A 26718-nucleotide genomic window follows, 5' to 3' on the forward strand; every position below is an offset into this window, starting at 1 on the left:
GTTCGTCATTTTCGGCGAAGGTAGGCGCTTCAGATCAGCTTGCCCATCGCAACGGCGGTGTCCGACATGCGGTTCGAGAAGCCCCATTCGTTGTCGTACCAGGTCAGGATGCGGCAAAGCCTGCCTTCCATGACTTTGGTCTGGTCCATGTGGAAGACCGACGAATGCGGGTCGTGGTTGAAGTCGGTTGAGACCAGCGGCTCTTCGGTATAGCCGAGGATGCCTTTCAGCGGGCCGTCAGCCGCAGCTTTGATCGCGGCGTTGATTTCTTCGACCGAGGTGTCGCGCGCAGCCTCGAAGGTCAGGTCGACGACCGAGACGTTCGGGGTCGGCACGCGGATCGCAACGCCGTCCAGACGGCCCTTCAGTTCCGGTAGAACAAGGCCGACGGCCTTGGCGGCACCGGTCGAGGTCGGGATCATCGACAGCGCGGCGGCGCGGGCGCGGTAAAGATCCTTGTGCATCGTGTCCAGCGTCGGCTGGTCGCCGGTGTAGCTGTGGATCGTGGTCATGAAGCCGCGGTTGATGCCGATGGTGTCGTTCAGCACTTTCGCGACGGGTGACAGGCAGTTGGTGGTGCAGCTGGCGTTCGAGACGACAATGTCGTCCTTGGTCAGCGTGTCGTGGTTCACACCGAAGACGATGGTTTTGTCGGCATTGTCACCGGGGGCCGAGATCAGCACGCGTTTCGCGCCGGTCGACAGGTGCGCCTGCACTTTTTCCTTCGAGGTGAAGATGCCGGTGCATTCCATGATGACGTCGACATCGCCCCAAGGCAGGTCTGCCGGGTTGCGGATCGCGGTGACCTTGATCGGGCCGCGGCCAACGTCGATGGTGTCCTCGGTCGTCGTCACCTTGGCCGGGAAGCGGCCATGGACCGAATCGTAGCGCAGCAGATGGGCATTGGTTTCCACCGGGCCCAGATCGTTGATTGCGACGACCTCGATATCGGTCCGGCCCGATTCGATGATCGCGCGCAGAACGTTCCGACCAATGCGGCCAAAACCGTTGATTGCCACCTTTACAGCCATGGTGTCCCTCCGGGCGCTGATGATGTTTGGAAGGCAGATAGACCGCAAACTTCGGGAAATGCAAATGGCTGGACGCCCGGTTCGGCCAAAAGTTTTGTCAATTAATCATGTTAGCGCCGAGAGTTTCGGGTCGGCTGCCGGTCTTTCCGGATGTTAGCGCCAGAAGCTGAGATACTCGATCAACTCGGCGAATTGTTTGCCCAGAAATACCGGCAAGTCCCAATGCAGAAAAAGGGCGTCGGCCGCGAATAATGCGAGAATCAACAGGCCGAGGCATATGGCGATCACATTGGTCATCTGTTCATCCAGTTCGGAACGAAAGTGCGAACAGAGCTAGGCCAGCCAGCGCAGGGCGGCAAGCGGTCAGTCTATCTGTTCGTCGCTCTCGGCATCCTGAGCGATGAGGAACAGATCGCCATCGGCCTCCATGCGCCGGATGGTCATGACGACATTGCTCATGGCGATTTCGGCGTCCTTCGATGTGACCGTGCCAATCGTCTCGACCTCCTCGCGCAGGCTTTCGGCCAATCGGGTGGGAAGCCCCGCCAGCAGGAAATCGACGGTTGGCTTGTTCTTGCCCTTGGCTCCGGCCATGGCGGAGATCATCGTCGGGCCTTCGACTTCACGGATGATGCGGGGAATGTCGCGTACATCGACACGTGCGGGGATGTTCGCCCACGCGAAGATGGTTTTGCGCACTTCGGTCGCGAAGTCGGTGTCGTCCTCGTCCAGACCCGTCAACACTTCTTCGCGTGTGGTCGAGGTCGCGCCGTTCAGGATGGCTCCGACCTTGTCGACGGCCTTTCCTTCGATGGCGGGGCGGGGCACAGCGTCGGCGGCCTGTATCAGGGCGCGACCAATGCGGTGCAGGGCCTTTTCCTCGATCGAGCTGGTCAGGGACATGGCATATGCGATCTGGCGCGAGCGTTGCGGATCGAGCAGGCCAAAGACTTCGGTCGCGCGGGGAACCGGAAGTTTCGAGAACATCACGGCAGCAATCTCGACTGACTCGGTGCGGGCCAGTTCGGCGAGCAGTAGCGGCGAGAAATTCGCGATCCGCTCCCATGGATCGCCGGTGCCGTTCAGGGCTGCAAGGCGTCGCAGCCGGTCGTTCGTATCGGCGGAAAGATGGCCATCGAGCAGGTCAAGCGTGCTGTCGATATTGCCTGGAAAGCTGACACCGACCGCTTCCAGCTTGTCGCAGAATTCGGACAGCACGGCGTTGCGGGTGTCGCGATCCACAAGGCCCATCAGCGCCATTTCCTGTGCAAGATCGGTCTGCAAATCGGGCGGCAGTTTCGACAGATCCAGTTCCTCGCCTTCGCCCAGCACCACGCGGACGATGATCGCGGCTTTCTGGCGGGCGCTGAGCGGTTGTGTCGTGATGAGTGGGATCATGTGACCGCCCCCGATTCCATTGGCTTCGGGGACAGTCTGGCATCAAATGAAGAACGGGCGGTTAATGCGTGCCGTTTTCACCGAAGACACGGCCGAAAATCGTGTCGACATGCTTGGTGTGGTAGCCAAGGTCGAACTTTTCCTCGATCTCGGCGGGGGAAAGCGCGGCGGTGACTTCTGCATCAGCCAGAAGTTCGGTTTTGAAATCCGCGCCCTGTTCCCAGACCTTCATCGCGTTGCGCTGGACCAGACGGTAAGCATCCTCACGCGACACGCCAGCCTGCGTCAGCGCCAGCAGAACGCGCTGCGACATGACCAGACCTTTGAACTTGTTCATGTTCTTGAGCATGTTCTCGGGGTAGATGACCAGTTTCTCGATCACGCCGGCCAGACGGTTCAGCGCGAAATCCAGCGTGATCGTGGTGTCGGGACCAATTGCGCGCTCGACCGAGGAATGGCTGATGTCGCGCTCGTGCCACAGGGCGACGTTCTCCATTGCCGGAACCACGGACATGCGGACAAGGCGGGCAAGGCCGGTCAGGTTCTCGGTCAGGACGGGGTTGCGCTTATGCGGCATGGCCGAGGAACCCTTTTGGCCCGGAGAGAAGAACTCTTCGGCTTCAAGGACTTCGGTGCGCTGCATGTGGCGGATCTCGATTGCGACGTTCTCGATCGAGGACGCGATGACGCCCAGAGTCGCGAAGAACATGGCGTGGCGGTCGCGCGGGATGACCTGCGTGCTGATCGGCTCGGGCTTCAGGCCGAGTTTCGCGCAGACATGCTCTTCAACCGCCGGATCGATATTGGCGAAGGTTCCGACAGCGCCCGAGATTGCGCCGGTCGCGATTTCCTCACGCGCGGCCTGCAGGCGGGTGCGGTTGCGGTCCATCTCGGCGTAGAAGCGGGCGAAGGTCAGGCCCATCGTGGTCGGCTCGGCGTGGATGCCGTGGCTGCGGCCGATGCGGACGGTGTCCTTATGCTCATAGGCGCGCGTCTTCAGGGCGGCCAGAACGCGGTCCATATCGGCCAGCAGGATGTCGGCGGCGCGGACCAGTTGCACGTTCAGCGTGGTGTCCAGCACGTCCGATGAGGTCATGCCCTGATGCACAAAGCGCGCCTGATCCGAGCCGATATGTTCCGCCAGATGGGTCAGGAATGCGATGACGTCATGCTTGGTTACGGCCTCGATCTCGTCGATGCGGGCGACATCGAACTGCACATCGCGGGCTTTCCAGACCGCTTCGGCGTTTTCGCGCGGGATCACGCCCAGATCGGCTTGGGCGTCGCAGGCATGGGCCTCGATCTCGTACCAGATCTTGAATTTGGTTTCGGGCGACCAGATGGCGACCATTTCAGGGCGGGAATAACGCGGGATCATCGGATTCTCCTGTATTTGCAGGCCTGATAGCCGCAAGACCCCTTGCCCGCAACCTTGCCGTAAGCATGATATCCACATGAGTGAGATATTGCAGAAACATCTGGGCTTCGCGCCATGGGTCGATCCGCGGACGCGGCGGCTGCCGGGGGTCATTCCGGTCGATGAAAATGACTGGTTGGTGAGGGACGACGCCTTTGCCAAGCAGATGGAATTGCGTGAAAAGCTGATCACCGAGCGTACACAGGCCGTACACCGTCTGTACACCGGCTGTCGTCCGGCCGCGGACGAGTTGTACCGCTGGATCATGCGGCTGCTTCCCGCGCATGGCTACGAGATGGGCGAGATGATCCGCCGTCCCGATGGCGGCACAGTCCGCGCCGATCCGGAGCAACCCTTGCTGACTTTGGGTCGGCTGGTCGCCGAGGATCTGTGCCTGATGGTTCCGGGCGAGGGCGACGAGCATATCCTTGGCGGGGCGATCCTGTGTTTTCCGGCGGGCTGGACGCTTGAGCAGAAATTCATGCGCCCGATGATGCGTATCCATAAGCCGGTCGAGAAATATACCGAGGATATCGGCAAGCGGGTGCAGCGCCTGCTGGACGGCATCCGGCCGGGGATCGGGATGATGCGCGGGACGGCCCATCACTCGAACGCGCCCTTGCACAATCCCCGCACCGAGGAACAGGGTCGCGCACCCGAAGGCCCGCTGCCCTATATCCGCGTCGAGCGGCAATGCCTGTTCCGGTTGCCGGAAACGGGGGCGGTGGTGTTCTCGATCCATACATCTGTCATCCGCGAGGAGGATCTGAACCCCGAGCAAAAAGCGGCGCTACAGGAGTTCCCGATCAGGGAGGCCGCCTAGTCGAAATATGAAGATGTGGACCCCTTGTGAGCGACGGTGATCGTTGAGGGCTTTGCAAGCATCCCAACGATCCCGTGCCCGTTAGCCGGAAGGCGTCAGTTCTTGCACAGGCGCAAGCTCACGGGGCCCGTTGCGACGATACAGTTATCGTCAACTGCGAACTCCAACTTGCCGCCACTGGTTGTGACAATCGCCCTACCATCCTTGTATTCGACGGTTCCGGTCGAGATCTGCCCCATTGCTTTCATGGTCACTTCGCTACCATCAAAGGTGAGCGACTCGATTGCCCCGATGGTGGACGAAGTGTAAGTTCCGGAAAGAGAGCTTCCGCCAAAAATGCACGCGCCCAAGGTAAGCGGTAGCGCCGTGACAAAGAAAAATTTGCTGATTTTCATAATATTCCTAAAGATATAACATTGGATTACGTCGATTTATCGCGCTCCAGTTGCGGCTGTATCGTGATTTTCCTGATGGAACAATGATGGATGGAACTGGTATTTTCAGGGCGCGTCCTTGCTGCTTCATAGACGTGTTTCGCGAACTATCCCGCCAAAGAGTCACGCTCGACGACTTCCAGAAAAGTGGAGGCGCTTGAGAGCCATGCATCTTGTGCGATGCCGCTTTGCGGCGCCTGTCATTGCGGCGTTGCGGCATCGTGCCCAATTCTAACCGACATGATTTGAACGAAAGGGCACACAGATGCCGACGCTATTCGAACCTTTGAAGCTGGGCGCGTTGACGCTGAAGAACCGCATCGTGATGGCTCCGCTGACGCGCAGCCGCGCTATCGAGGACCGCGTCCCGAACGCCCTGATGGCCGAATATTACGGCCAGCGCGCCGAGGCGGGCCTGATCCTGTCGGAGGCGACCGCCGTGACGCCGATGGGCGTGGGTTATGCCAATACCCCCGGAATCTGGAGCGATGCGCAGGTCGAGGGCTGGAAGCAGGTCACCAAGGCCGTGCATGACCGCGGCGGGCTGATCATGCTGCAACTTTGGCATGTCGGACGGATCTCGGACCCGATCTTCCTTGACGGGGCTGCGCCTGTCGCGCCAAGCGCGATCAAGCCTGCGGGCACGGTCAGCCTTGTCCGCCCGAAACGCGAATATGTGACGCCCCGCGCACTGGAAACCGATGAGATCGCGGGCGTGGTCGAGGCTTACCGCCAAGGCGCGGAAAACGCCAAGCGCGCCGGTTTCGACGGGGTCGAGGTACATTCCGCGAATGGCTATCTGCTGGACCAGTTCCTGCAAGACAAGACGAACCAGCGTACGGATGCCTATGGTGGCTCGCTGGAGAACCGTACCCGCCTGCTGGAAGAAGTCACCGATGCCGTGATCGGCGTCTGGGGCGCGGACCGCGTCGGCGTCCACCTGTCGCCGCGCGGCGATCAGCATGACATGGGCGATAGCGATCCGCGCGCCTTGTTCGTCCGCGTGGCCGAGCAGATGCGCGCGCGCGGCGTGGCCTTCCTTGCCCTGCGCGAGCATCTGGCGGAAGACAGTGTGCTGGGCGACGTAAAGGCGGCTTTCGCCGGTCCGGTCATCGCCAACGAGCGCCTGTCACGCGAGGCGGCGGCGGAACTGGTGGCCGAGGGTCGCGCCGATGCGGTGGCCTTTGGCGTCAACTTCATCGCCACGCCCGACCTGCCGCGCCGCTTGCGCGAGGGGCTGGAACTGAACCCGATCGATCCTGCGACCTTCTATACCAGCGGCGCCGAGGGTTACACCGACTACCCCTTTGCCGAAGAACTGGCTTGAAAGAAAGGGAAAGGGCGTCAGTGGGCACTAACCGATGCCATGAATACTGATGAATGTAGTGAGCGCTATGACATGGCGCTCATTCTTCACTCTGTATCAATGCTTGGTGAATTTTAGCTCTAACACGCCCTTTCAACGAAACTTTCGAGACATGTTCTGACTATGCAGTGATGGTGCTTTCTTTCTACGTAATGAAAAGAAACCGCCGAATTTTCGGCAGCTTCGGTTGATTTCAACATTTAAGACAGGGGCTATGCCAAATCTGGCGCTCGTTGCGTTCAACGGCAGCTGGATTTGTAAGACTCAGTCGATTTTGCAGACCTTGGCCTTGGCCGAGCCATTCAGGGGGAAACTACCATAGGTGGTTATGCCGTCGCGACTGCGCAGCGATGCTTCACGGCCTGCGGCGAGGGCGTCGATCAGGTTGTTGATGCTGCGCTTGGCACTCTTCGTGTCCTCATAGGTCACGCGCGTGTGAAAATTGCTACTCTGCCCGTCTGGAGCTGCGTTCATGATGACCTCGCGGAACTCTTTGCCGTCGATGTAGAGGGAGGCGACGCCAGTGTGCTTCCCGGGCACAACGATATCGTACGAACTGGAGAAGTCCGTGCAGCCATAGGAGATTCTATTATCACTGGAGAGCTTGAGTCCGCCTTCATATTGGCTCATGGGGCCCGACCAGAAGGTCCAAGTTGGAGCGGCCGAGGCAGGCAGGGAATAAGCAGTCAGGAAGATGCTGGCGGCAAACAGAGTTTTTCTCAAAATAAGTCCATTCGTGGAAAATCTGTGAAGCATGTACGTCACATGGGTATCTTATTGTAATAAAAAGAAAAAACAAGGGTCTGATTGGGCAATTCGCGAGGGGACGAAGCTTCCTTTCCCCGGAGCGGGGGGAGGCCGTTTGAGCAAGCCGCGAGAGTGGCGGATGGTGCCACTGAAATTGAGTCCCTCAGTCGCTGGTCAAAGGCCAGTTTGCTCAGCTTATCCGATATTCCTGATTTGAGGTCGCGAGGTGCTTTTTGGTGCCATCCTATGACACCTTTTCACGACGGGAGACGCCCATTCCGCAATTGCTGGCGGTAGCGCATCTGGCTGTTTTTCAGATGCGTCGCCATGGCCAGCCGTGCGCCTTCGGGATCCGAGTTCTGGATCGCCGCAAGGATTGCGCCGTGCTCTTGCTCGAGTACCTTCAGGTAGTCGGGCGGCGCGGGCAGATCCTTTTCGCGGCTTAGCGCGAGTCGCGGGATCATGGCGCTGCCGATCAGTTGCAGCACCTCGGCGAAGCGCGAATTGTTCGAGGCGCGGGCGATGGCCATGTGGAAAGCGAAATCGGCTTCGGCCGTGGGCCTGTGCTGGCGCGCCAACTCGGTCAGGCGCTGGAAGGCCTCGAGGATTTCTTCCTCTTGTGCGGGCGAGTGGCGGGTGGCGGCCAAAGCTGCGCCGTCGCATTCCAGAGCGGTGCGCAATTCGAGAATCTCGATGATCGAGGAAACGCGGTCGGGATCGACATCGCGAAAGACCGGAGGGCCAGCCTCGGACGGGGGCAGGATGAAAACCCCTGCGCCCTGTTTGGATTCGACAATGCCATCGGCGCGCAGGGCCGCGATGGCCTCGCGCACGACGGTGCGGCTGACACCGAATTCCTGCGTCAGCCGCGATTCCGAGGGCAAACGGTCGCCCGGCTTGTAATCCCCGGCCAGAATCTGGCGCCGCAACTCATCCCGGACGGTCACGACAAGGGTCGCGCCGGGCGGGGCAAGGCTGTCATCCGCTTTCATCTTGGTTCTCATACCTTGGTTGCCATATGGCGGGCCGGGGTGGCGAACGTCATGCGTCGGTCTTCTGGTAGATCGGGTAGGTGGTGAAGATACCACCCTGATAGACGCGCGTGGCTTCGTCCGCAGCGGGCAGGGCGACGGTCGCTTCGATTTTGGCGCGGAACGTCTCGGCATTGTCACTGGCTTGCCACAGTCCGGCGATATGGCTGTTGTCCCACCAACCGGCGTCGTTGTCGGACACGCCCCAGATCACCGGACAACCCAGCGAGGGCGCCTCGAACACGGCGCGAATCAGCGACAGGAAGTCGTCATGCGAGAACCAGCTTCCCAAGGCGCGGTGGTTTTCCGGCGTCGGCGTGCAGGAACCGATGCGGACGCGGGCGGTTTCCTGTCCGAATTTCTCGAAGTAAAGCTGGGCCACGGCCTCGCCGAATATTTTCGAGACGCCATACAGGCTGTCGGGCTTGTAGGTGCAATCCGGACCAAGGCGCTCGGTCTGCTTGTAGAAGCCGATGGTGTGGTTCGAGCTGGCAAACAGGATGCGGGGCAGGCCATGGACGCGGGCAGCTTCGTACAGGTTGTAGACGCCGACGATGTTGCCTTGCAGGATCGGATCGAAGGGACGCTCGACCGAGATGCCGCCCAGATGCAGGATGCCGTCACAGCCCGCGACCATGGCATTGACCGCCGCCGCATCGGCCAGATCGCATTGCACGACCTCATCTTGGGGCAGGGCGTCCGGAACGGGAACGATGTCGGCCAGACGCAGGGTTTCAGCCATATCGCGCAGGCGTGGCGTCAGCGCACGGCCAAGCGCGCCCGCGGCACCGGTGATCAACAGTCGCTTGAGCATGAATTTCCTCCCGGATGAAAAGTCATCGCCACCAACTTGTGACGAGAGGCTGTCCGGGCCAGTCTGCCGTGACGGCAACAGGCCCTGCCCTGTCTTTTCCGTCAGATGGTCCTTGACGTAGTCAACATATACTACAACAAGTGTCAACCTATATGATTAATACCCTGTAGGAGGATTCCATGCTGACCGTCGAGACACGTCAGGCCGTTCACCCGAGCCATGCCAAGACCATGGACACGGCTGCGCTGCGTCAGAACTTTCTGGCGTCGGACATGTTCCGCGAGGGTGAGATCCGGTTGATCTACACCCATTATGACCGCTTCGTCATCGGCGCTGCCGTTCCTGCCGGTGGCAGCCTCGTGCTGGATCAGGTCGCCGAAACCAAGACCGCGACCTTCCTTGAGCGTCGCGAGATGGGCATCGTCAACGTCGGCGAGACCGGCACCGTTTCGGCGGGTGGCGAGACCTGGACGCTGGAGCGCGGCGACGTGCTGTATCTGGGCATGGGCGCTGGGGCCGTCACCTTCGCAGGGCAGGGACGTTTCTACATCACCTCCTGCCCCGCCCATCACACCTATCCGAACAAGCTGATCACTCTCGGCGAAAGCAAAGAGATGAAAACCGGTTCGGTGGAGACGTCGAACAAGCGCAAGATCAACCAGTTCATCCACCCGCTGGTCATGCAAAGCTGCCAGCTGGTTCTGGGCTATACCCAGCTGGAAGACGGTTCGGTCTGGAACACCATTCCGAGCCACGTCCATGACCGGCGCATGGAAGCCTATCTGTATTTCGGCATGGACGAGAAATCCCGCGTCCTGCACCTGATGGGCGAGCCGCAGGAAACCCGCCACCTGTTCATCGGCAACGAAGAAGGCGCGATCTCGCCGCCTTGGTCGATCCACTCGGGCGCAGGTATCGGTTCCTACACGTTTATCTGGGCGATGGCCGGTGACAACGTCGATTACACCGATATGGACTTCATCCAGCCGGAGGATCTGCGTTGAGCCCCTTTTCGCTGGAAGGCCGCAAGGCACTGGTGACTGGCGCCAATACGGGTCTTGGGCAGGCAATTGCCGTCGGTCTGGCACAAGCCGGAGCCGAGGTCGTCTGCGCCGCGCGTCGCAGCACCGAGGAAACCCTGTCGCAGATCGCTGCGGCGGGGGGCAAGGGCAGCGAATTGCTGATCGACTTTGCCGATCCCATGGCCGCGAAGGACGTTTTCGCGGGGCAGGGCTACGACATCCTGATCAACAATGCGGGTATCATCCGTCGCGCCGATGCTGTCGAATTCGGCGAGGCCGATTGGGATGACGTGATGGACGTCAACCTGAAGGCGGTGTTCTTCAACTGTCAGGCTTTCGCGAAAGAGCTGATCGCGCTGGGCAAACCGGGAAGCATCGTCAACATCGCCTCTCTGCTGAGCTTCCAAGGTGGCATCCGCGTGCCGTCCTATACCGCCAGCAAACATGGCGTCGCAGGCCTGACCAAGCTGATGGCGAATGAATGGGCCGCCAAGGGCATCAACGTCAACGCCATCGCTCCGGGCTATATCGAGACGAACAACACCGAGGCCCTGCGCAACGATCCCGACCGCAGCCGCTCGATCCTCGAGCGCATTCCGGCGGGTCGCTGGGGCCGCTCCGAGGACATCGCGGGGACTGCGGTCTACCTGTGCTCGGCGGCTGCTTCCTATGTGCATGGCGCGGTGCTGAACGTGGATGGCGGCTGGCTCGCCCGCTAACTTATCACACAACTCGTATGATAAGTTGTTGACACCTGTCAGGGGCATCGCGTATGCCTCTGGCGAACCCTAACCAGAGGACAGTCTCATGACGCCTGCAGAGCTCAAAATCGCCCTCGGCTCCGGCCTTCTTTCCTTCCCGGTCACCCATTTCGACGGTGAAGGCAAATTTGCTGGCGACAGCTATCGCGCCCATGTCGAATGGCTGGCTGGCTATGACGCTCCGGTTCTGTTCGCTGCTGGCGGCACCGGTGAGTTCTTCTCGCTGTCCCCGAAAGAAATCCCGGAAATCGTCGGTGCCGCGAAAGAAGTCGCTGGCAAGACCGCGATCGTTTCGGGCTGCGGTTACGGCACCGAAATGGCTGTCGAGATCGCGCAATCGGTCCAGAAAATCGGCGCTGACGGCATCCTGCTGCTGCCGCACTACCTGATCGACGCGCCGCAAGAGGGCCTGTACGCCCACGTCAAGAAAATCTGTGACTCGGTCGATTTCGGCGTCATGGTCTACAACCGCGACAACGCCGTTCTGACCGCCGACACGCTGGCCCGCCTGTGCGACGCCTGCCCGAATCTGGTCGGCTTCAAAGACGGCACCGGCGATATCGGTCTGGTCCGCCAGATCACCGCGAAAATGGGCGACCGCCTGACCTATCTGGGTGGCATGCCGACCGCGGAACTGTTCGCCGAAGCCTATCTGGGCGCTGGCTTCACCACCTACTCCTCGGCGGTGTTCAACTTCGTTCCGGGTCTGGCCAACGAGTTCTACAACTCGCTGCGCGCCGGTGAGCGTGCAAACTGCGAGCGCATCCTGAACGAGTTCTTCTACCCGTTCATGGCGATCCGCAACCGCTCCAAAGGCTACGCCGTTTCGGCCATTAAAGCAGGCGTCCGTCTGCAAGGCTTCGACGCAGGTGCCGTCCGCTCGCCGCTGAAAGATCTGGACGCAGCCGAAATGGACATGATGGCCGCTCTGATCGAGCCCTATCAGCGCAAGAAAGCCGCCTGATGAAAATTGCCGCCATTCGCACGCACCTTCTGGAACATCGTCTGGAAGTGCCCTTCGAGAGTGCTTCGATGCGGTTCGACCGCCGGGCGCATGTTCTGGTCGAGGTCGAGTGTGATGACGGCACGGTGGGCTGGGGCGAATGCCTTGGCCCGGCACGCCCCAATGCCGCGGTGGTCGCCTCCTACGCGGGCTGGCTGATTGGCCAAGACCCGCGGGCCACCGAACGGCATTGGGCGACGCTTTACAACGCGCTGCGCGATCAAGGGCAGCGCGGGCTGACCATCACGGCACTGTCGGGCATCGACATGGCGTTGTGGGACATCAAGGGCAAGGCGCTTGGTGTCTCGGTCTCGACCCTGCTGGGCGGGCGCTGGCGCGAATCCGTGCGCGCCTATGCCACTGGCAGCTTCAAGCGCGACGGCGTGGACCGCGTCGAGGACAACGCGTCCGAAATGGCGCAGCGCCGCGCTGACGGCTTCCACGCCTGCAAGATCAAGATCGGTTTTGGCGTTACCGAGGATATGCGCGTCATCCGCGCCGTGCGCGAGGCCATCGGCCCCGACATGCGCCTGATGATCGACGCGAACCACGGCTATACGGTCGCCGAGGCGATCAAGGTCGGCCGCGCCGCCGCCGAATATGACATCGACTGGTTCGAAGAGCCTGTCGTCCCCGAACAGCTTTCGGCCTATGCCGAGGTGCGCGCGAACCAGCCGATCCCCGTCGCGGGCGGCGAGACGTGGCACACGCGCTGGGGCATGAACGCGGCCCTGCAAGCCCGCGCGGTCGATATTTTGCAGCCCGATATGGCCGGTTGTGGTGGTTTGTCCGAGGCGATGAAGATCGCGACGGTGGCCAGCCTTCACGGCGTGCGGATTGTGCCGCATGTCTGGGGCACGGGCGTCCATATCGCTGCTGCCCTGCAATTCATGGCGGCGCAGACGCCGGACCCCGTCCGCGTCAATCCGGTCGAGCCGATCATGGAATTCGACCGCACCCATAACCCGTTCCGTCAGGCGGTGCTGAACACCCCGATCGAGGCGGTGCATGGCACGGTCGCCATTCCAAACGGGCCAGGCCTGGGGATCGAGGTCAACCGCGATGCTTTGGCCGAATTCAGGATGAAAGACGCATGATTGAGCGCAAGCTGACAGGGACGCCTCCGAGCGTCCCTTTTCCACGTGGTGCTGTCGACACGCAGATGCACATGTATCTGCCCGGATATCCCGCGCTGCCGGGAGGTCCGGCCTTGCCCGCCGACCCGTTGCCGGGCGCGGATGACTATCGGCAGTTGATGAAATGGATGGGGCTGGATCGCGTCATCATCACGCAGGGCAATGCCCATCAGCGCGACAACTCGAACCTGCTGGCCAGCATCGCCGAAATGGGCGACTGCGCGCGCGGCGTCGGGATCATTGACGGCAACACCTCGGATGCCGAGATGGCCGATCTGTCGGACAAGGGCATTGTCGGCGCGCGGATCATGGATCTGCCCGGTGGCGCGCTCAACCTCGAGCATCTGGAGGCCGTCGATGCCCGCGCCCATGCAGCGGGCTGGATGGTGGCGGTGCAGTTCAACGGTTCGGATATCCTGACCCATCTGCCGCGCCTGTTGGCGATGAAATCGCGCTGGGTCTTCGATCACCACGGCAAGTTTTTCCGTGGCGCGGCGGCTGACAGCCCCGAGATCGACGCGGTGTTGCAGTTGATCGACAAGGGAAATTGCTGGTTCAAATTCGCCGGGGTCTACGAAAGCAGCCAGGAAAGCTGGCCCTACGAGGATATCGCCGGCCTGTCGCGCCGAATCGCTGCGCATGCGCCCGAGCGAATCGTATGGGGTACGAATTGGCCGCATAACGGCATTTCACGCACCGAGGATTATCCGGACGACGTGAAGCTTGCAGAATTGTCCTTGGGATGGCTGCCAGAGGGAACGCGTCGTGACGTTCTGGTGACCAATCCCGAAGAACTCTATGGATTGCCGCCAGTCTGAGGCGGTAAGGGAAGAAACCAAAAATACTCAGACCTTGGGAGGGATGAATATGAAACTGACCCGTACGCTTCTGATTTGTGGCACTATTCTGGCCGGAGGGGCCAGTGCTGCCTTTGCGGCGGATTGCGAAGTACAACTGCGTTCCGCCGACACCCACCCCGATGGTTATCCGACCGTCGAGGCGGTGCGTTGGCTGGGTACGCAGCTCAAGGAACGCTCGCAGGGTCGCATCTGCGTGGAAGTTTTCCCGGCTTCGGCCCTGGGCGAAGAAAAGGACGCGATCGAGCAGACCCAGTTCGGCGTGATCGACATGGTCCGCGCCTCGTTCGGTCCGTTCAACAACCTCGTGCCGGAAACGCAGATCGTCTCGCTGCCCTATATCTTCCGCTCGGCTGACCACATGCATAAGGTCATGGACGGCCCGATCGGCGATCAGATCGCCGAAGGCTTCGCCAAGCATGATCTGGTCGTGCTGGGCTATTACGACGGTGGCGCACGCAGCTTCTACAACAGCCAGAAGCCGATCAAAGAAGTCGCCGACCTGAAGGGCATGAAGTTCCGCGTCATGCAGTCGGACGTCTTCGTCGACATGATGTCGGCGCTTGGTGCCAATGCGACGCCGATGCCTTACGGCGAGGTCTATTCCTCGATCCAGACCGGCGTCATCGACGGGGCCGAGAACAACCAGCCGTCCTATGACACGTCGGGCCATGCCGAGGTTGCCAAGTATTACACCCTCGACGAACACCTGATCATGCCCGAGGTTCTGGCGGTCTCGAAACTGTCGTGGGAGAAACTCTCGCCCGAAGATCAGGCCCTGCTGAAAGAAGTCGGCCAGGAATCCGTCCCGGTCATGCGTGACCTATGGAACAAGAAGGTCGCCGAGTCGGAAGCTGCGGTCGTGAAAGCCGGTGCCGAGATCACCCGCGATATCGACAAGCAACCCTTCATCGACGCGATGGCTCCGGTCTACGAGAAATATGTCGCGACCCCGGAAGCCAAAGACCTCGTCGCCAAGATCCAAGCTACTGAGTAAGCCTGCGCGGCGGTGCCATTTCGGTACCGCCCATTCATTCCAAGGAGCGCGTGATGCGTGACTTTTTGCTTGCGGCGGAACGGTTTACTGGTCGTCTGGCATCGGTTGCCCTTTGGGTGGCCGGCATCGGGCTGACCTTGATGACCGTTTTCGTCTTCGCGCAGGTGTTCGTGCGTTATGTCATGAACAGCAGCCTGCATTGGGCCGAGCCGGGATCGGTTCTGATCATGGGCTGGTTCATCTTTCTTGGTGCCGCAGTCGGAATCCGCGAGGGGACGCACCTGTCCTTTGACGTTCTGCTGATGATCATGCCGGAATGGTTGCAGGGGTGGATGCACACGATTTCGGATATCGCTATCGCGGCATTCGGCGTCGGCATGACCTATTACGGCTGGAGCCTTGCGGCGAAGGCCGCCGATAACGTGATTCCGGGGCTTGGCCTGTCGCGCGCCTTCGACTTTGCCCCGATCATCGGCGGGGGTGTCCTGCTGGTCATCTTTGCCTTCGAACGCATTCTGCGCCGCCTTGTCGGCCTGCGTACTCTGCGTTTCGGCGATCTGGTCGAGGAATAAGGCCATGGAACTTATCATTCTTTTCGGCAGCTTCACGTTCCTGCTGCTGATCGGCACGCCGGTCGCCTTTTGCCTTGGTATCGCGAGCTTCGCGACCGTCATGTATATGGGGCTGCCGCCGGTGGTGGTGTTCCAGCGCCTGAACTCGGGTGTGTCGGTCTATGCGTTGATGGCGATTCCGTTCTTCATCTATGCGGGCGACCTGATGGTGCGGGGTGACATTGCCCGAAGGCTTGTCGCATTGGCTGGCGCGATAGTCGGCCATTTGCGCGGCGGTCTGGGGCAGGTGAACATCCTGACCTCGGTGATGTTCGGCGGGATTTCCGGCTCGGCAACGGCTGATGCTTCGGCCATCGGCGGCCTGATGGTGCCGCAGATGAAGGCGCGTGGCTACAGCGTGGATTATGCGGTGAACATCACCGTGACCGCGGCCATCATCGCGCTGATGATCCCGCCGTCGCATAACATGATCATTTATTCGATCGCGGCCGGTGGTCGTCTGTCGATTGCCGATCTGTTTACGGCAGGCATCATTCCGGGCCTGTTGCTGGCGCTGTCGTTGATGGTCGTCGCCTGGCTGGTTGCCCGCAAGCGCGGCTACCCGACCGAGCCGTTCCCCGGTTTCGCCATTCTTGGCCAGCTGTTCATGAGCGCCATTCCCGGGCTGATCCTGATCGCGATCATCTTCGGTGGTGTGCGCTCGGGAATTTTCACCGCCTCGGAAAGCTCGAACATCGCGGTGGTCTATGCCTTGCTGGTGACGGTGTTCCTGTATCGCACGCTCAGCATGAAGGACTTCATCGAGGCCACGCTGGGTGCGGTCCGCACCACGGCCATGGTGCTGATGGTGATCGGTTCGGCGGCATGTTTCGGCTGGCTTCTGGCCTATCTGCGCGTTCCGACCCAGATGATCGAGTTCCTGCAACAGATCTCGAACAACCCGATCGTGATCCTGCTGCTGATCAACATCACGTTGCTGATTCTTGGCACGTTCATGGACATGTCGCCGCTGATCGTGATCACCACGCCGATCTTCCTGCCGGTCGCAATGGCTTTCGGGGTCGATCCGATCCATTTCGGCGTCATCATGATCCTGAACCTTGGCATCGGGCTGTGTACGCCGCCTGTCGGTTCGGTCCTGTTCGTCGGTTGCGCCGTTGGCAGGATTGGCATCGGGCAGGTGATGAAGACGATCTGGCCGTTTTACGGCGCGGCCTTCGGCACGCTGATGCTGGTAACCTACATACCGGCGCTGTCGCTGTGGCTGCCTTCGGTCTTCAAATAATCAAGGGGCCCGCCGGTTTGGCGGGCCCTTTCAGTTTCCGGCCAGCTTGGATTCCTGTTCGTCCTCGTCCAGCCGCATGAAGCCGCCATGGCGGCTTTTTTCGATCCGGCGCATATGTTCGCGCGGTGACAGGCCCAACGTCCGCTTGAACATGCGCGAGAAGTAATAGGGATCGGAATAACCGACCTCTGCCGCGGTGGCCGAGACGTTCAGCCCCGATTCCAGATGATGCATCGCGCGCTCCATCCGGCGGTATTCCTGATACTTGCGCGGCGTGCGGCCGACGCGGCGCTGGAACTCGCGCAGGAAATAGTCGCGGTTATAAGGCGCCGAATCAACGGCGCGAACCGCGATATCCGGGTCGATGGGATTGGCCGAGATCATCGTCGCGGCCTTCATCACCGCCAGATCCAGCGCATGAGTCCCTTCGGGCAGATAGGTCGCGCTGTCGCGCCAGCCGATGAAGGCATCCTCGATAAAGGCGATCAGAAGCACCATGAACAGGTGATGTTGGCCCAGTGTCACCGATTCAGGCGGGGCGCTTTGGCGGTAATGCCATGCCATCGGTTCCAGCAACGGCCAGCGCGACAGATGCAGATGCGGACGCAGGTCCATCTGGCCGATCAGGTCGTGCAAGCCGTAGATGTTCAGCGTGAAGTGCTGGGCCACACCGCGATAGGTGGCGGGGCCTTCGTTATGGCCGCGGAAACGCTGGCCACGGCGGATCAGCATGGCGTCGCCCGACTCCAGCACGCGGGCCTCGTCGTCGATCAGGTAATGCCCGCGGCCTTCGAGGCAGATCACGAGGTCATCGACAGGGTTCGTTTTGTCGATGGCCCAGGTGGTCGAATGCTCCATCCGGATCGCCGCGCGGGTCAGCGTCAGCGACAGCGCGGAAGGCGGAATCGAGGCCAGAATCCCACCTTCGATTTCGTCCATTTTTTTTTCCTCGTTTGTCAATTCAGTCTGCCCCTAGATTTCGGTTATTCCACCTCCTGACAAGAAGTCGCTTACCGAATTCTGACAGGGAGGGATCGGGGACAAGCCTTGGGACACATCTCGTGCCCAATCCGCTTCGCCCGATCTGGAGGTTACACTTGCACGATTCCGCAACTTGGACCGTCGCGTGTCCCGAAAGGGGCTGCGCATGAAACGGCAACGCTTTCTGGGTCTGGCCTATCTGGCGCCCTATGTCCTTGGCCTATTGGTCTTTACCGCGATCCCGTTCATTGCGTCGTTCTACCTGAGCTTCACGCGATATGACCTGATGAGCGAGCCTCGCTGGGCGGGGCTGGCAAACTACGAGAAGCTTCTGACCCGCGACCGGACTTTCGAGAAGTCGCTGTGGGTCACGCTGACCTATGTGTTCCTGACCGTTCCGCTGAAACTGGCCTTCGCGCTGTTTATCGCGGCGATCCTGAACTACAAACTCAAGTTCATCAATTTCTTCCGCACCGCTTTCTACGTCCCGTCGATCCTTGGCGGCTCGATCGCGATCGCGGTGCTGTGGCGCTACATCTTCGCGTCCGAGGGTCTGGCCAATATGGGGCTGGGCATGATCGGGCTGGGTCCGGTCGATTGGTTCGGAGACCCCACCAACGCCTTGTTCACCATTACGCTGCTGCGCTGCTGGCAGTTCGGCTCGGCCATGGTGATCTTTTTGGCGGCGCTGCAATCCATCGACAAGTCGCTGTACGAGGCTGCGGCCATCGACGGGGCCAGCAAGACGCGGGTGTTCTTCTCGATCACACTGCCGCTGCTGACGCCGGTGATCTTCTTCAATCTGATCATGCAGATGGTGCAGGCGTTCCAGGAGTTCAACGGCCCCTACATCATCACGCAGGGCGGCCCGCTGAAATCGACCTATCTGCTGCCGCTGTATATCTACGACGAGGCCTTCAAGAAGTTCAACATGGGCTACGCCTCTGCCATCGCCTGGGTGCTGTTCGGCATCATCATGGTCCTGACCCTGATCGCCTTCTGGTCGTCGAAGAAATGGGTCTATTACGCCGGCGATAAAAGGAGCTGAGCCATGGACACCAATGCCATGCTGGATATGGATGCCTTCAACGACGCTCAGGCCGCCAAGCGCGCCCGGATGCGGATGATATCGGCGACCATTCGTTACGTCCTGCTTTTCGTGGTCGGCATCCTGATGCTTTACCCGCTGATCTGGCTGGTCGGCGCAAGCTTCAAGACCAATTCCGAGATCTTCTCGGGCGCGGGCTTCATCCCGCGTGAACCGACGCTGGACGGTTATATCAAGGGTTGGGAGACCTCGACCCCCTATACGTTCGGGCGCTTTTTCTGGAATTCGTTCCTGATCATCCTGCCGAAAACCATCGGCACGGCGATCAGCTGCACCATGGCGGCCTATGCTTTCGCGCGCTTCGATTTCCCGCTGAAAAAGATCCTGTTCACGACCGTGATCGCGACGCTGCTGTTGCCGAACGTGGTGACGCGCATTCCGCAATATCTGCTGTTCCGTGATCTGGGCTGGCTCGACAGCTTCCTGCCGCTCTGGGTGCCGTCGGCACTGGCTGGGGATGCGTTCTTTGTCTTCATGCTGGTGCAGTTCCTGCGCTCGCTGCCCTCGGACATGGAGGAAGCCGCACGTGTTGACGGTGCGAACAGCCTGCAGACGCTGATCTATATCGTGGTGCCGATGCTGGCTCCGGCGCTGATCTCGGTCTGCCTGTTCCAGTTCATGTGGACCATGAACGACTTCCTTGGGCCGCTGATCTATCTGTCCTCGGTGGACAAATATCCGGTCAGCCTCGCGCTCAAGCTTTCTATCGATACAACCGAAGCCTTCGAGTGGAACCGCATCCTTGCGATGTCGGTCCTGACCATCGCGCCCGCGCTGATCATCTTCTTCGCCGCGCAGCGCTATTTCATCGAAGGTATTTCCTCAGGGGGGGTGAAGGGCTGATGGCACGCGTCCAGCTTCGCAACATCGAAAAAGTCTATGGCGGATCGGTCAAGGCCGTCCACGGCATCAATCTTGACATCGAGGACGGCGAGTTCATGGTCTTCGTCGGCCCCTCGGGTTGCGCGAAATCCACCACCCTGCGGATGATCGCGGGCCTTGAGGATATCACCGGCGGCGAGGTGATCATCGGTGGCCAGCGGGTGAACGACCTGCCTCCGGGCAAGCGCTCGATTGCCATGGTGTTCCAGAACTACGCGCTTTACCCGCATATGAAAGTGCGCGGTAATCTGGCCTTCGGGCTGAAGATCGCCGGCAAGTCCAAGCCCGAGATCGAGACCGCGATCAATGACGTGGCCCGCATCCTCGAAATCGAGCCGCTTCTGGACCGCTTGCCGAAGCAGCTTTCCGGCGGTCAGGCCCAGCGTGTGGCCCTTGGTCGCGCGCTGATCAAGAAGCCCAGCGTGTTCCTGTTCGACGAGCCGCTTTCGAACCTTGACGCGAAACTTCGCGCTTCGATGCGGGTGCGGATCACCGATCTGCATCGGCGTCTCAAGGCCGAGGGGCTTTCCTCGACGGTGATCTATGTCACCCATGACCAGACCGAAGCCATGACCATGGGCGACCGCATCTGCGTCATGCAGGCCGGACACATCATGCAGGTCGCGACCCCGAAAGAACTGTATAACCACCCCGCGAACCTGTTCGTCGCAGGCTTTATCGGCAGCCCCGAGATGAACCTGATCGACGGCCATTTGCAGGGCGGCCAGTTCGTCATCGGCAACCAGCGCCTGACTTTGGGTGACGAGGTCCTGTCGCGTCTGGCCTCGCAACCGGCTGACGGGGTTCTGGGCGTGCGTCCGCAGCATCTGGTGCTTGACCCGAACGGGTTGAAAGCGCGTCTGACCAATGCCGAATTCATGGGCCACGAGGTCTATCTGCATGCCGATCTGGAGGGGCAGAAGATCATCGCCGTGATCGGGACCGCCGAATACGAGCAACTGGGCCGCGCGGACATGATCGGGCTAAGGCCTCTTGCCGAGCACATGCACATTTTTGACAAGTCCGATGGCAGCAATGTTTCGCTGGATCGGCACAGGTTGGCCGCCTGATTTCGAGGCTACAGAGGAGGGAAACCATGAAACTGAAACGCTTTGCGGCTGTTCTGACCAGCACCGCGCTGATTTCGATGACGGTCGCGCAAGCCGCGTCCGCCGCCGAACTGCGCATGTCCTGGTGGGGAGGCGACAGCCGCCATGTCGCGACGCAAAAGGCGCTGGAAGCCTGCGGCGCCAAGCACGGCCACACCATCAAGGGCGAGTTCACCGGCTTTGACGGCTATCTGGAAAAGCTGACCACGCAGATGGCTGGCGGAACCGAGGCCGATATCGTCCAGATCAACTGGCCGTGGATGCCGCTGTTCTCGCGCGATGGCACGGGCTTTGCCGATCTGGGCACGCTCAAGGGTTTGGATCTGACGCAATGGAGCGAAGCCGATCTGAACTCTGGTTCGGTCGATGGCAAGTTGCAGGGGATCTCGGTTTCGACCACGGGCCGGACCTTCTTCTTCAACGAAACGACCTTCCAGAAGGCCGGTGTCGCTGTTCCGACCAACTGGGCCGAACTGGAAGCCGCCACCAAGACTATCAAGGAAAAGCTGGGCGACGACTATTACACCTTCAACGCGGTGAAAGAGACGGCGCAGCTTCTGGTCACGCTGGCCGTGGTCCAGAAGACCGGCAAGGATTTGGTCGATCCCGAGACCAACCGCGTCGCATGGACGCCCGAGGATCTGACTGCGGGCATCAATTTCCTTGGTCATCTGGTCGAAATCGGCGCAATCCGCTCGCAGAAGCAGGAAGCCTCGGACGGCAATGTGAACCTGTTCGAGAAGCCCGATTGGGCTGCGGGCAAGATCGCCGGTTCGTATGAGTGGGACTCGACCTTCTCGAAATACGCCGATCCGCTGCAAGAGGGGCAGGTCCTGAAGCCGTTCCCGATGCTGCATATCGAAGGCGCGGTGACGGATGGTGTCTATCGCAAACCGTCGATGCTGTTCTCGATCTCGAAGAACTCGAAGAATCAGGAAGCAGCGGCGCAGATCGTGAACTGCCTGCTGAACGAGCCGGAAGGTATCGACGCCTTGGGTACGTCGCGCGGTCTGCCGTCGTCCAAAGTCGCAGCCGAGCGGCTGGCTGGCGAGGGCGAGCCTGAAGTGCGCGCGGCGAACGCGATTGTCGTTGCGGCATCGGGTCCGGTGATCTCGCCCTTCAACGAGCATCCCGAGGTTCGCGGCAACTTCATCGATACGCTCGAAGAGTTCGCCTATGGCAAGATCTCGGCCGAAGACGCGGCCCAGCAGATCATCGACGGCACGAACGACGTTCTGGCCGAGTTCGACTGACGATCCCCGCCCGCCGTGCCGCGTCAGGTGCGGCGGGTAATTCGCAAAAGGCATCACGATGAACAGCCCTATCCCTCTCGCCGTGTCGGCGCGGGCCGTCGCCTTGCGGCTTCCCGTCAACGGAGCGCTTTACCATTTGCCGCAGCCTCTGAACTGGCGGTTAGCGGTTTCGAACCAGCCCGAGCGGCAGGGTAAGGCCGAAAGCGTCGTCCTGTTGCTGGACGATCTGGAACCTGCGACCAGCTACCGGTTGCGGGTCGAAGGGCTGGACGAAATCGAATTCCGGACACCGGTTTGCGCCGGGCTGATCCGTCCCGAAGGGATGATCGAGGGCGCGCCGCATGATGATCTGGCGACGGCGCGGCACAATGCTGCGATTCTGGCCGACGCCGTGGCGACTGTTTCGGTCGGCGGCACGGTCTATTTGCCGAAAGGCGATTGGGTCACGATGCCCGTCGCGCTGAAATCCGATATGACCCTGTATCTTGCCGAGGGTGCTTTTCTGCGCGCGCCATCTTTGCGCGACGGTTGGCCGATCTTGCCCGCGCGTGATGGACAAGGCCAGATGCTGGGCAGCTGGGAAGGTTTACCCGCCAACTGTTTTGCTGCTCCGCTGCACGCCATTGGTGCGGACAGGCTGGTGATTGCGGGCAGAGGTTGCGTTGATGGCTCGGGCGACAAGGGCGATTGGTGGACTTGGCCAAAGGAAACCCGCGACGGCGCCCGCCGCCCGCGCGGCCTGCATCTGATCGGTTGCAGCGACGTGACCTTGCTTGGCTTTACCATCCGCAACGCGCCGAGCTGGACGATCCACCCGCAAGGCTGCGACCGCATCAAGGCGGTGGGGCTGAACATTCAGGCTCCGGCGGACAGCCCGAACACCGACGGGTTCAATCCCGAAATGTGCTGGGACGTCACCATCGAAGGGGTCCGCTTCTCGGTCGGTGACGATTGCATCGCGGTCAAGGCGGGCAAGCGCGGTCCGGAAGGTCAGGACGATCATCTGGCCGAGACACGCAATATCCGCGTCCGGCACTGCCTGATGGAGCGCGGACATGGCGGGCTGGTCATCGGCTCGGAAATGTCGGGCGGCGTGTATGACGTCGCGGTCGAGGATTGCGAAATGCTGGGCACGGATCGCGGCTTGCGCATCAAGACGCGTCGGGGCAGGGGCGGCGTGGTGTCGGATATCGCCATGCGCCGCGTCACGATGAAGGGCGTGCAGACGGCCCTGTCGGTCAACGCGCATTATCACTGCGACCCCGACGGACATGCGGCATGGGTGCAAGATCGCGCGCCTGCTCCGGTCGATGATCGCACGCCGCATATCCGCGGCATCACGGTCGAGGACGTGACCTTGGACGGGCTTGCCCACGCGGCGGGCTGTTTCCTTGGACTGCCCGAGGCTCCTATCGAAGACGTCCGCATCCGGCGCCTGAATATCGGATCGCTTGATGCCGATGCGGTGCCGACTCCGCCTGATATGGCCGATCGGGTCCGTCCGATGCTGCATGAACCGCTGCTGGCCGAACAGGCCATGCTTGATTGCGACGACGCCAAACTGGTGTCGCTTGCGCCGATTACCCTTGCCTGAGGTTACCCCATGTCTTTGACCGATTACTTCGATGCTTATTGCCGGAAATATCAGGCGTATAAGGGCGGACCGTGGTGCTACGAAGATGGTTGCATCTATCGCGGTCTGGACCTGCTGACCGATGCCACCCGTGACCCACGCTGGCGTGCGCATCTGCATCGCTTTGTCGATGCGCAGATCGGGCCGGACGGAAGCCTGAAGGGCTATGATCCCGAGGAATTCAACATCGACAATATCCTGTCGGGTCGTGTCCTGTTCCCGCTATGGCGCGAAACCGGCGATGACCGCTATCTGGCCGCAGCGCGCCTGCTTGTCGGACAGCTTGATCGGCATCCTCGTATCAGCACCGGAAACTACTGGCACAAGCTGCGCTATCCGCATCAGGTCTGGCTGGACGGGTTGTATATGGCGCTGCCGTTCCAGATCGAATTCGGGCAAGCGACTGGCGAAACCGACCGGATCAAGGACGCTTTGGCCCAATTCCAGTCGGCGCTGGATCTGACTGAAACGCCCAGCGGGCTATACGCCCATGGCTATGACGAAAGCCGCGAGCAGCGTTGGTCCGATCCCGAAACCGGCAAGTCTCCGGCGGTGTGGTCGCGGGCTATGGGGTGGCTCGCCATGGCGCTGGTCGATGCGCTGGTTATGCTGCCAAACGACGAGACGACGGCCGGGTTGCGGCTGCGGACCAAGCGTATGTTGCTGAAACTCGCGGATTTACAGACAGCGGGCGGGCTATGGTCGCAGGTGCTGGAAGCGCCCGATCTGCAAGGAAACTATGAAGAAAGCTCGGCTTCGGCGATGTTTGCCTATGCGTTCCTGCGGGCGGCAAGGCTGGGGGTGGTCTCCAGCGCGGATGCGGACCGTTTGCGCGATGCGGGGCTGAAGGCGTTGCATGCGCTTGAGACGCGTTGTGTCGTGTCGGAAAGCGGCGAGCGGCATTTCTCGGGGATCTGCTCGGTCGCCGGTCTGGGCGGGTTCAGCGGCGTCTATCGTGACGGCACGCCGGAATACTACCTGACCGAGGCTGTCGTCGCCGACGATGCCAAGGGTGTCGGCCCGCTGATGATGGCCAGCGCCGAAGCCGAATATGTGGCGTCACTGGCCGCCGAATAGACGGCTTTCGAATCAAAATGGATCAAGGCGCGGCTTCGGCCGCGCCTTTTTTTCATGTCCACTCAAGCATGTTTGCCAACATGTAAGACAAGTCTTGACAGGTACTCGGCAGATTGGGTACGCATATTGCAGAAAATCGAAGCCTGCGAGGAGTTGCCATGATCATCACGCATGTAGAGGCGCGCGTCTTCAAGACCACGACGCGCCGTCACTCGGACAGCGCGGGCCATGCCCATCCGGGGCCTGCCCACCAAGTCCAGCAGGCGATGTTGACCATTCGCACCGAGGACGGACACGAGGGGCACTCCTTTACCGCACCGGAAATCGTGCGCGAGCATGTGCTTGAGAAATTCGTCCGTAAGGTGCTTGTCGGACAGGATGCCCGCGACCGCGAGCGTCTGTGGCAGGAACTGGCGCATTGGCAGCGTGGTTCGGCGGCGCAGTTGACCGACCGCACTCTGGCTGTTGTCGATTGCGCGCTGTGGGATCTGGCAGGCCGTGCGCTGAACCAGCCGGTCTATAAGCTGATCGGCGGCTATCGCGACAAGGTTCTGGCTTACGGCTCGATCATGTGTGGCGACGAACTCGAGGGCGGCCTTGCCACCCCCGAGGATTATGGCCGCTTTGCCGAAACGCTGGTCAAGCGCGGCTACAAGGGCATCAAACTTCATACATGGATGCCTCCGGTCAGCTGGGCTCCGGATGTCCGCATGGACCTGAAAGCCTGCGCCGCCGTGCGCGAGGCGGTCGGACCCGATATCCGCCTGATGATCGACGCCTTCCACTGGTATTCGCGCTCGGACGCGCTGGCGCTTGGCAAGGGCTTGGAAAAGCTGGGCTTTGACTGGATCGAAGAGCCGATGGATGAACAGTCGATGTCCTCCTATAAGTGGCTCTCCGAGAATCTGGACATTCCGGTCGTGGGTCCTGAAAGCGCCGCGGGCAAGCATTGGCACCGCGCGGAATGGGTCAAGTTTGGTGCTTGCGACATCCTGCGCACCGGCGTGAACGATGTCGGCGGCATTACTCCGGCGCTGAAAACCATGCATATGGCGGAAGCGTTCGGCATGGAATGCGAGGTTCACGGCAACACGGCGATGAACCTGCATGTCGTTGCCGCAACCAAGAACTGCCGCTGGTACGAGCGCGGGCTGCTGCATCCGTTCCTCGAATATGATGACGGGCACGATTACCTGAAATCGCTTTCGGACCCGATGGACCGCGACGGCTTTGTCCATGTGCCGGACCGTCCGGGTCTGGGCGAAGACATCGACTTCGACTTCATCGAAAACAACCGCTTGAAGTGAGGGGAAGATGAAGCAGATCCTTGCCTTCGGAGACAGCCTGACCTGGGGTGCTGATCCGGTCACGGGTCTGCGTCACCCGCCTGCCGCGCAATGGCCGATGGTGCTGGAAGCCGAGCTTGGCAATGCCCGCGTCATCGGCGACGGTCTGGGTGGCAGGACGACCATCCGTGACGACCATTCCGGTGCCGCCAGCCGCAATGGGGCATGGGCGCTGCAAATGGCGCTTGGCGTACATATGCCGCTGGATCTGGTGATCCTCATGCTGGGGACGAACGATCTGAAGCCCGTGCATGGCGGCCAGGCGATCTCGGCGCAAAGCGGCATCCGCCGTCTGGCCGAGATTGTCGAGACCTTCCCCTACAAGCCACGCAAGGCCGTGCCGAAGCTGTTGATTGTCGCACCGCCATTTTGTGGTCCCACCGCTTCCGGCGGACCTGCGGGCGGGCGGATCATTGCTGAATCGCAGCTTTTCGCGCCGCTTTACGCAAGTCTTGCCCGCGAACTGGGTTGCGGCTTCTTCGATGCGGCGACCGTGGCCAACCCCTCGGTCGAGGATGGTGTGCATCTAGACGCCGCAAATACCATTGCGATCGGCAAGGCGCTGGCAGGACCGGTAGCGGACTTGCTCGCGTGATCAAATTCGACCAACCTGCCCGACAGGTTGGTCCCACGGC

General features: G+C 60.9%; 27 protein-coding genes. 18 read left to right on the forward strand and 9 right to left on the reverse strand.

Annotated elements, in window-relative coordinates; genetic code table 11:
* Nucleotides 1-29: 29 nt before the first annotated feature.
* The 4 genes from gap to purB form a co-directional block, all read right to left on the reverse strand.
* Nucleotides 30-1031, reverse strand: a complete 1002-nt coding sequence (gene gap, locus GL286_RS06195; RefSeq protein WP_155094690.1) for a type I glyceraldehyde-3-phosphate dehydrogenase — start codon at nucleotides 1029-1031, stop codon at nucleotides 30-32.
* A 153-nt stretch (nucleotides 1032-1184) separates the two neighbouring features.
* A complete protein-coding gene (locus tag GL286_RS22145) occupies nucleotides 1185-1328 on the reverse strand; it encodes a hypothetical protein (RefSeq protein ID WP_170295070.1) in 144 nt (47 codons plus the stop codon).
* A 66-nt stretch (nucleotides 1329-1394) separates the two neighbouring features.
* Nucleotides 1395-2429 (reverse strand): FliG C-terminal domain-containing protein, encoded by a 1035-nt coding sequence (locus GL286_RS06200; protein ID WP_155094691.1) that lies wholly within the window; start codon nucleotides 2427-2429, stop codon nucleotides 1395-1397.
* A gap of 61 nt (nucleotides 2430-2490) precedes the next feature.
* The gene (gene purB, locus GL286_RS06205; RefSeq protein WP_155094692.1) at nucleotides 2491-3807 is read right to left on the reverse strand and encodes an adenylosuccinate lyase; all 1317 of its coding nucleotides are present in this window, start codon (nucleotides 3805-3807) and stop codon (nucleotides 2491-2493) included.
* Between the two features lie 76 nt (nucleotides 3808-3883).
* Here purB and GL286_RS06210 point away from each other — a divergent pair, with 76 nt between their 5' ends.
* The gene (locus GL286_RS06210) at nucleotides 3884-4669 is read left to right on the forward strand and encodes a heme-dependent oxidative N-demethylase family protein (protein WP_155094693.1); all 786 of its coding nucleotides are present in this window, start codon (nucleotides 3884-3886) and stop codon (nucleotides 4667-4669) included.
* Between the two features lie 95 nt (nucleotides 4670-4764).
* Here the strand turns inward: GL286_RS06210 and GL286_RS06215 are convergent, their stop codons facing one another.
* Nucleotides 4765-5064 carry a hypothetical protein gene (locus tag GL286_RS06215; RefSeq protein ID WP_155094694.1) on the reverse strand — a complete coding sequence of 100 codons (300 nt, stop codon included), beginning with the start codon at nucleotides 5062-5064 and terminating at the stop codon, nucleotides 4765-4767.
* Nucleotides 5065-5368: 304 nt separating this feature from the next.
* Here GL286_RS06215 and GL286_RS06220 point away from each other — a divergent pair, with 304 nt between their 5' ends.
* Nucleotides 5369-6430, forward strand: coding sequence for an alkene reductase (locus tag GL286_RS06220; RefSeq protein WP_155094695.1), 1062 nt, complete (start codon nucleotides 5369-5371; stop codon nucleotides 6428-6430).
* A gap of 303 nt (nucleotides 6431-6733) precedes the next feature.
* Here GL286_RS06220 and GL286_RS06225 read toward each other — a convergent pair whose 3' ends face one another.
* The 3 genes from GL286_RS06225 to GL286_RS06235 form a co-directional block, all read right to left on the reverse strand.
* Complete coding sequence (locus GL286_RS06225; RefSeq protein WP_170295071.1) at nucleotides 6734-7225, reverse strand: hypothetical protein; 492 nt, start codon at nucleotides 7223-7225, stop codon at nucleotides 6734-6736.
* Between the two features lie 248 nt (nucleotides 7226-7473).
* Nucleotides 7474-8208: a FadR/GntR family transcriptional regulator gene (locus tag GL286_RS06230; RefSeq protein ID WP_155094697.1), complete on the reverse strand. Its 735-nt coding sequence runs from the start codon at nucleotides 8206-8208 to the stop codon at nucleotides 7474-7476.
* Between the two features lie 49 nt (nucleotides 8209-8257).
* Nucleotides 8258-9061, reverse strand: a complete 804-nt coding sequence (locus GL286_RS06235) for an NAD-dependent epimerase/dehydratase family protein (protein ID WP_155094698.1) — start codon at nucleotides 9059-9061, stop codon at nucleotides 8258-8260.
* A 179-nt stretch (nucleotides 9062-9240) separates the two neighbouring features.
* On the opposite strand from GL286_RS06235, the gene kduI reads away from it, so the two are divergent.
* The 8 genes from kduI to GL286_RS06275 all read left to right on the forward strand — a co-directional run bounded on the left by kduI (nucleotide 9241) and on the right by GL286_RS06275 (nucleotide 16694).
* Nucleotides 9241-10065 carry a 5-dehydro-4-deoxy-D-glucuronate isomerase gene (gene kduI / locus GL286_RS06240; protein ID WP_155094699.1) on the forward strand — a complete coding sequence of 275 codons (825 nt, stop codon included), beginning with the start codon at nucleotides 9241-9243 and terminating at the stop codon, nucleotides 10063-10065.
* Nucleotides 10062-10802, forward strand: a complete 741-nt coding sequence (kduD, locus tag GL286_RS06245; RefSeq protein WP_155094700.1) for a 2-dehydro-3-deoxy-D-gluconate 5-dehydrogenase KduD — start codon at nucleotides 10062-10064, stop codon at nucleotides 10800-10802. The genes kduI and kduD overlap by 4 nt, the downstream gene beginning before the upstream one ends.
* An 88-nt stretch (nucleotides 10803-10890) precedes the next feature.
* Nucleotides 10891-11808, forward strand: coding sequence for a 5-dehydro-4-deoxyglucarate dehydratase (gene kdgD, locus GL286_RS06250; protein ID WP_155094701.1), 918 nt, complete (start codon nucleotides 10891-10893; stop codon nucleotides 11806-11808).
* Nucleotides 11808-12944, forward strand: a complete 1137-nt coding sequence (locus tag GL286_RS06255) for a mandelate racemase/muconate lactonizing enzyme family protein (RefSeq protein ID WP_155094702.1) — start codon at nucleotides 11808-11810, stop codon at nucleotides 12942-12944. The genes kdgD and GL286_RS06255 overlap by 1 nt, the downstream gene beginning before the upstream one ends.
* Complete coding sequence (locus tag GL286_RS06260; RefSeq protein ID WP_211596225.1) at nucleotides 12941-13801, forward strand: amidohydrolase family protein; 861 nt, start codon at nucleotides 12941-12943, stop codon at nucleotides 13799-13801. The genes GL286_RS06255 and GL286_RS06260 overlap by 4 nt, the downstream gene beginning before the upstream one ends.
* A 55-nt stretch (nucleotides 13802-13856) precedes the next feature.
* Nucleotides 13857-14837, forward strand: a complete 981-nt coding sequence (locus tag GL286_RS06265; protein WP_170295091.1) for a TRAP transporter substrate-binding protein — start codon at nucleotides 13857-13859, stop codon at nucleotides 14835-14837.
* Between the two features lie 53 nt (nucleotides 14838-14890).
* On the forward strand, nucleotides 14891-15409 hold the full coding sequence (locus GL286_RS06270; RefSeq protein ID WP_155094704.1) for a TRAP transporter small permease: 519 nt from the start codon (nucleotides 14891-14893) through the stop codon (nucleotides 15407-15409).
* Between the two features lie 4 nt (nucleotides 15410-15413).
* Entirely contained in the window at nucleotides 15414-16694 is a 1281-nt protein-coding gene (locus GL286_RS06275; RefSeq protein ID WP_155094705.1) for a TRAP transporter large permease, read from the forward strand.
* 30 nt (nucleotides 16695-16724) lie between these two features.
* On the opposite strand, the gene GL286_RS06280 is transcribed toward GL286_RS06275, so the two are convergent.
* Nucleotides 16725-17633 (reverse strand): AraC family transcriptional regulator, encoded by a 909-nt coding sequence (locus tag GL286_RS06280; protein ID WP_155094706.1) that lies wholly within the window; start codon nucleotides 17631-17633, stop codon nucleotides 16725-16727.
* A 208-nt stretch (nucleotides 17634-17841) separates the two neighbouring features.
* On the opposite strand from GL286_RS06280, the gene GL286_RS06285 reads away from it, so the two are divergent.
* From GL286_RS06285 to GL286_RS06320, 8 genes are all read left to right on the forward strand, one after another.
* A complete protein-coding gene (locus tag GL286_RS06285) occupies nucleotides 17842-18723 on the forward strand; it encodes a carbohydrate ABC transporter permease (RefSeq protein ID WP_155094707.1) in 882 nt (293 codons plus the stop codon).
* Nucleotides 18724-18726: 3 nt separating this feature from the next.
* Nucleotides 18727-19626 (forward strand): carbohydrate ABC transporter permease, encoded by a 900-nt coding sequence (locus GL286_RS06290; protein ID WP_211596227.1) that lies wholly within the window; start codon nucleotides 18727-18729, stop codon nucleotides 19624-19626.
* Nucleotides 19626-20735, forward strand: coding sequence for an ABC transporter ATP-binding protein (locus GL286_RS06295; protein ID WP_155094708.1), 1110 nt, complete (start codon nucleotides 19626-19628; stop codon nucleotides 20733-20735). Before GL286_RS06290 ends, GL286_RS06295 begins: the two co-directional genes overlap by 1 nt.
* A 26-nt stretch (nucleotides 20736-20761) precedes the next feature.
* Nucleotides 20762-22027 carry an ABC transporter substrate-binding protein gene (locus GL286_RS06300; RefSeq protein WP_155094709.1) on the forward strand — a complete coding sequence of 422 codons (1266 nt, stop codon included), beginning with the start codon at nucleotides 20762-20764 and terminating at the stop codon, nucleotides 22025-22027.
* Between the two features lie 58 nt (nucleotides 22028-22085).
* Nucleotides 22086-23621 (forward strand): polygalacturonase PglA, encoded by a 1536-nt coding sequence (pglA, locus tag GL286_RS06305; protein ID WP_155094710.1) that lies wholly within the window; start codon nucleotides 22086-22088, stop codon nucleotides 23619-23621.
* Between the two features lie 9 nt (nucleotides 23622-23630).
* Nucleotides 23631-24737, forward strand: a complete 1107-nt coding sequence (locus GL286_RS06310) for a glycoside hydrolase family 88/105 protein (protein ID WP_155094711.1) — start codon at nucleotides 23631-23633, stop codon at nucleotides 24735-24737.
* Nucleotides 24738-24895: 158 nt separating this feature from the next.
* A complete protein-coding gene (locus GL286_RS06315) occupies nucleotides 24896-26044 on the forward strand; it encodes a mandelate racemase family protein (RefSeq protein ID WP_155094712.1) in 1149 nt (382 codons plus the stop codon).
* A gap of 7 nt (nucleotides 26045-26051) precedes the next feature.
* Nucleotides 26052-26678 (forward strand): SGNH/GDSL hydrolase family protein, encoded by a 627-nt coding sequence (locus tag GL286_RS06320; protein WP_155094713.1) that lies wholly within the window; start codon nucleotides 26052-26054, stop codon nucleotides 26676-26678.
* The last annotated feature ends 40 nt before the right edge of the window (nucleotides 26679-26718 follow it).

The organism is Paracoccus aestuariivivens, from assembly GCF_009711225.1.
Taxonomy (GTDB): Bacteria; Pseudomonadota; Alphaproteobacteria; order Rhodobacterales; family Rhodobacteraceae; genus Paracoccus; species Paracoccus aestuariivivens.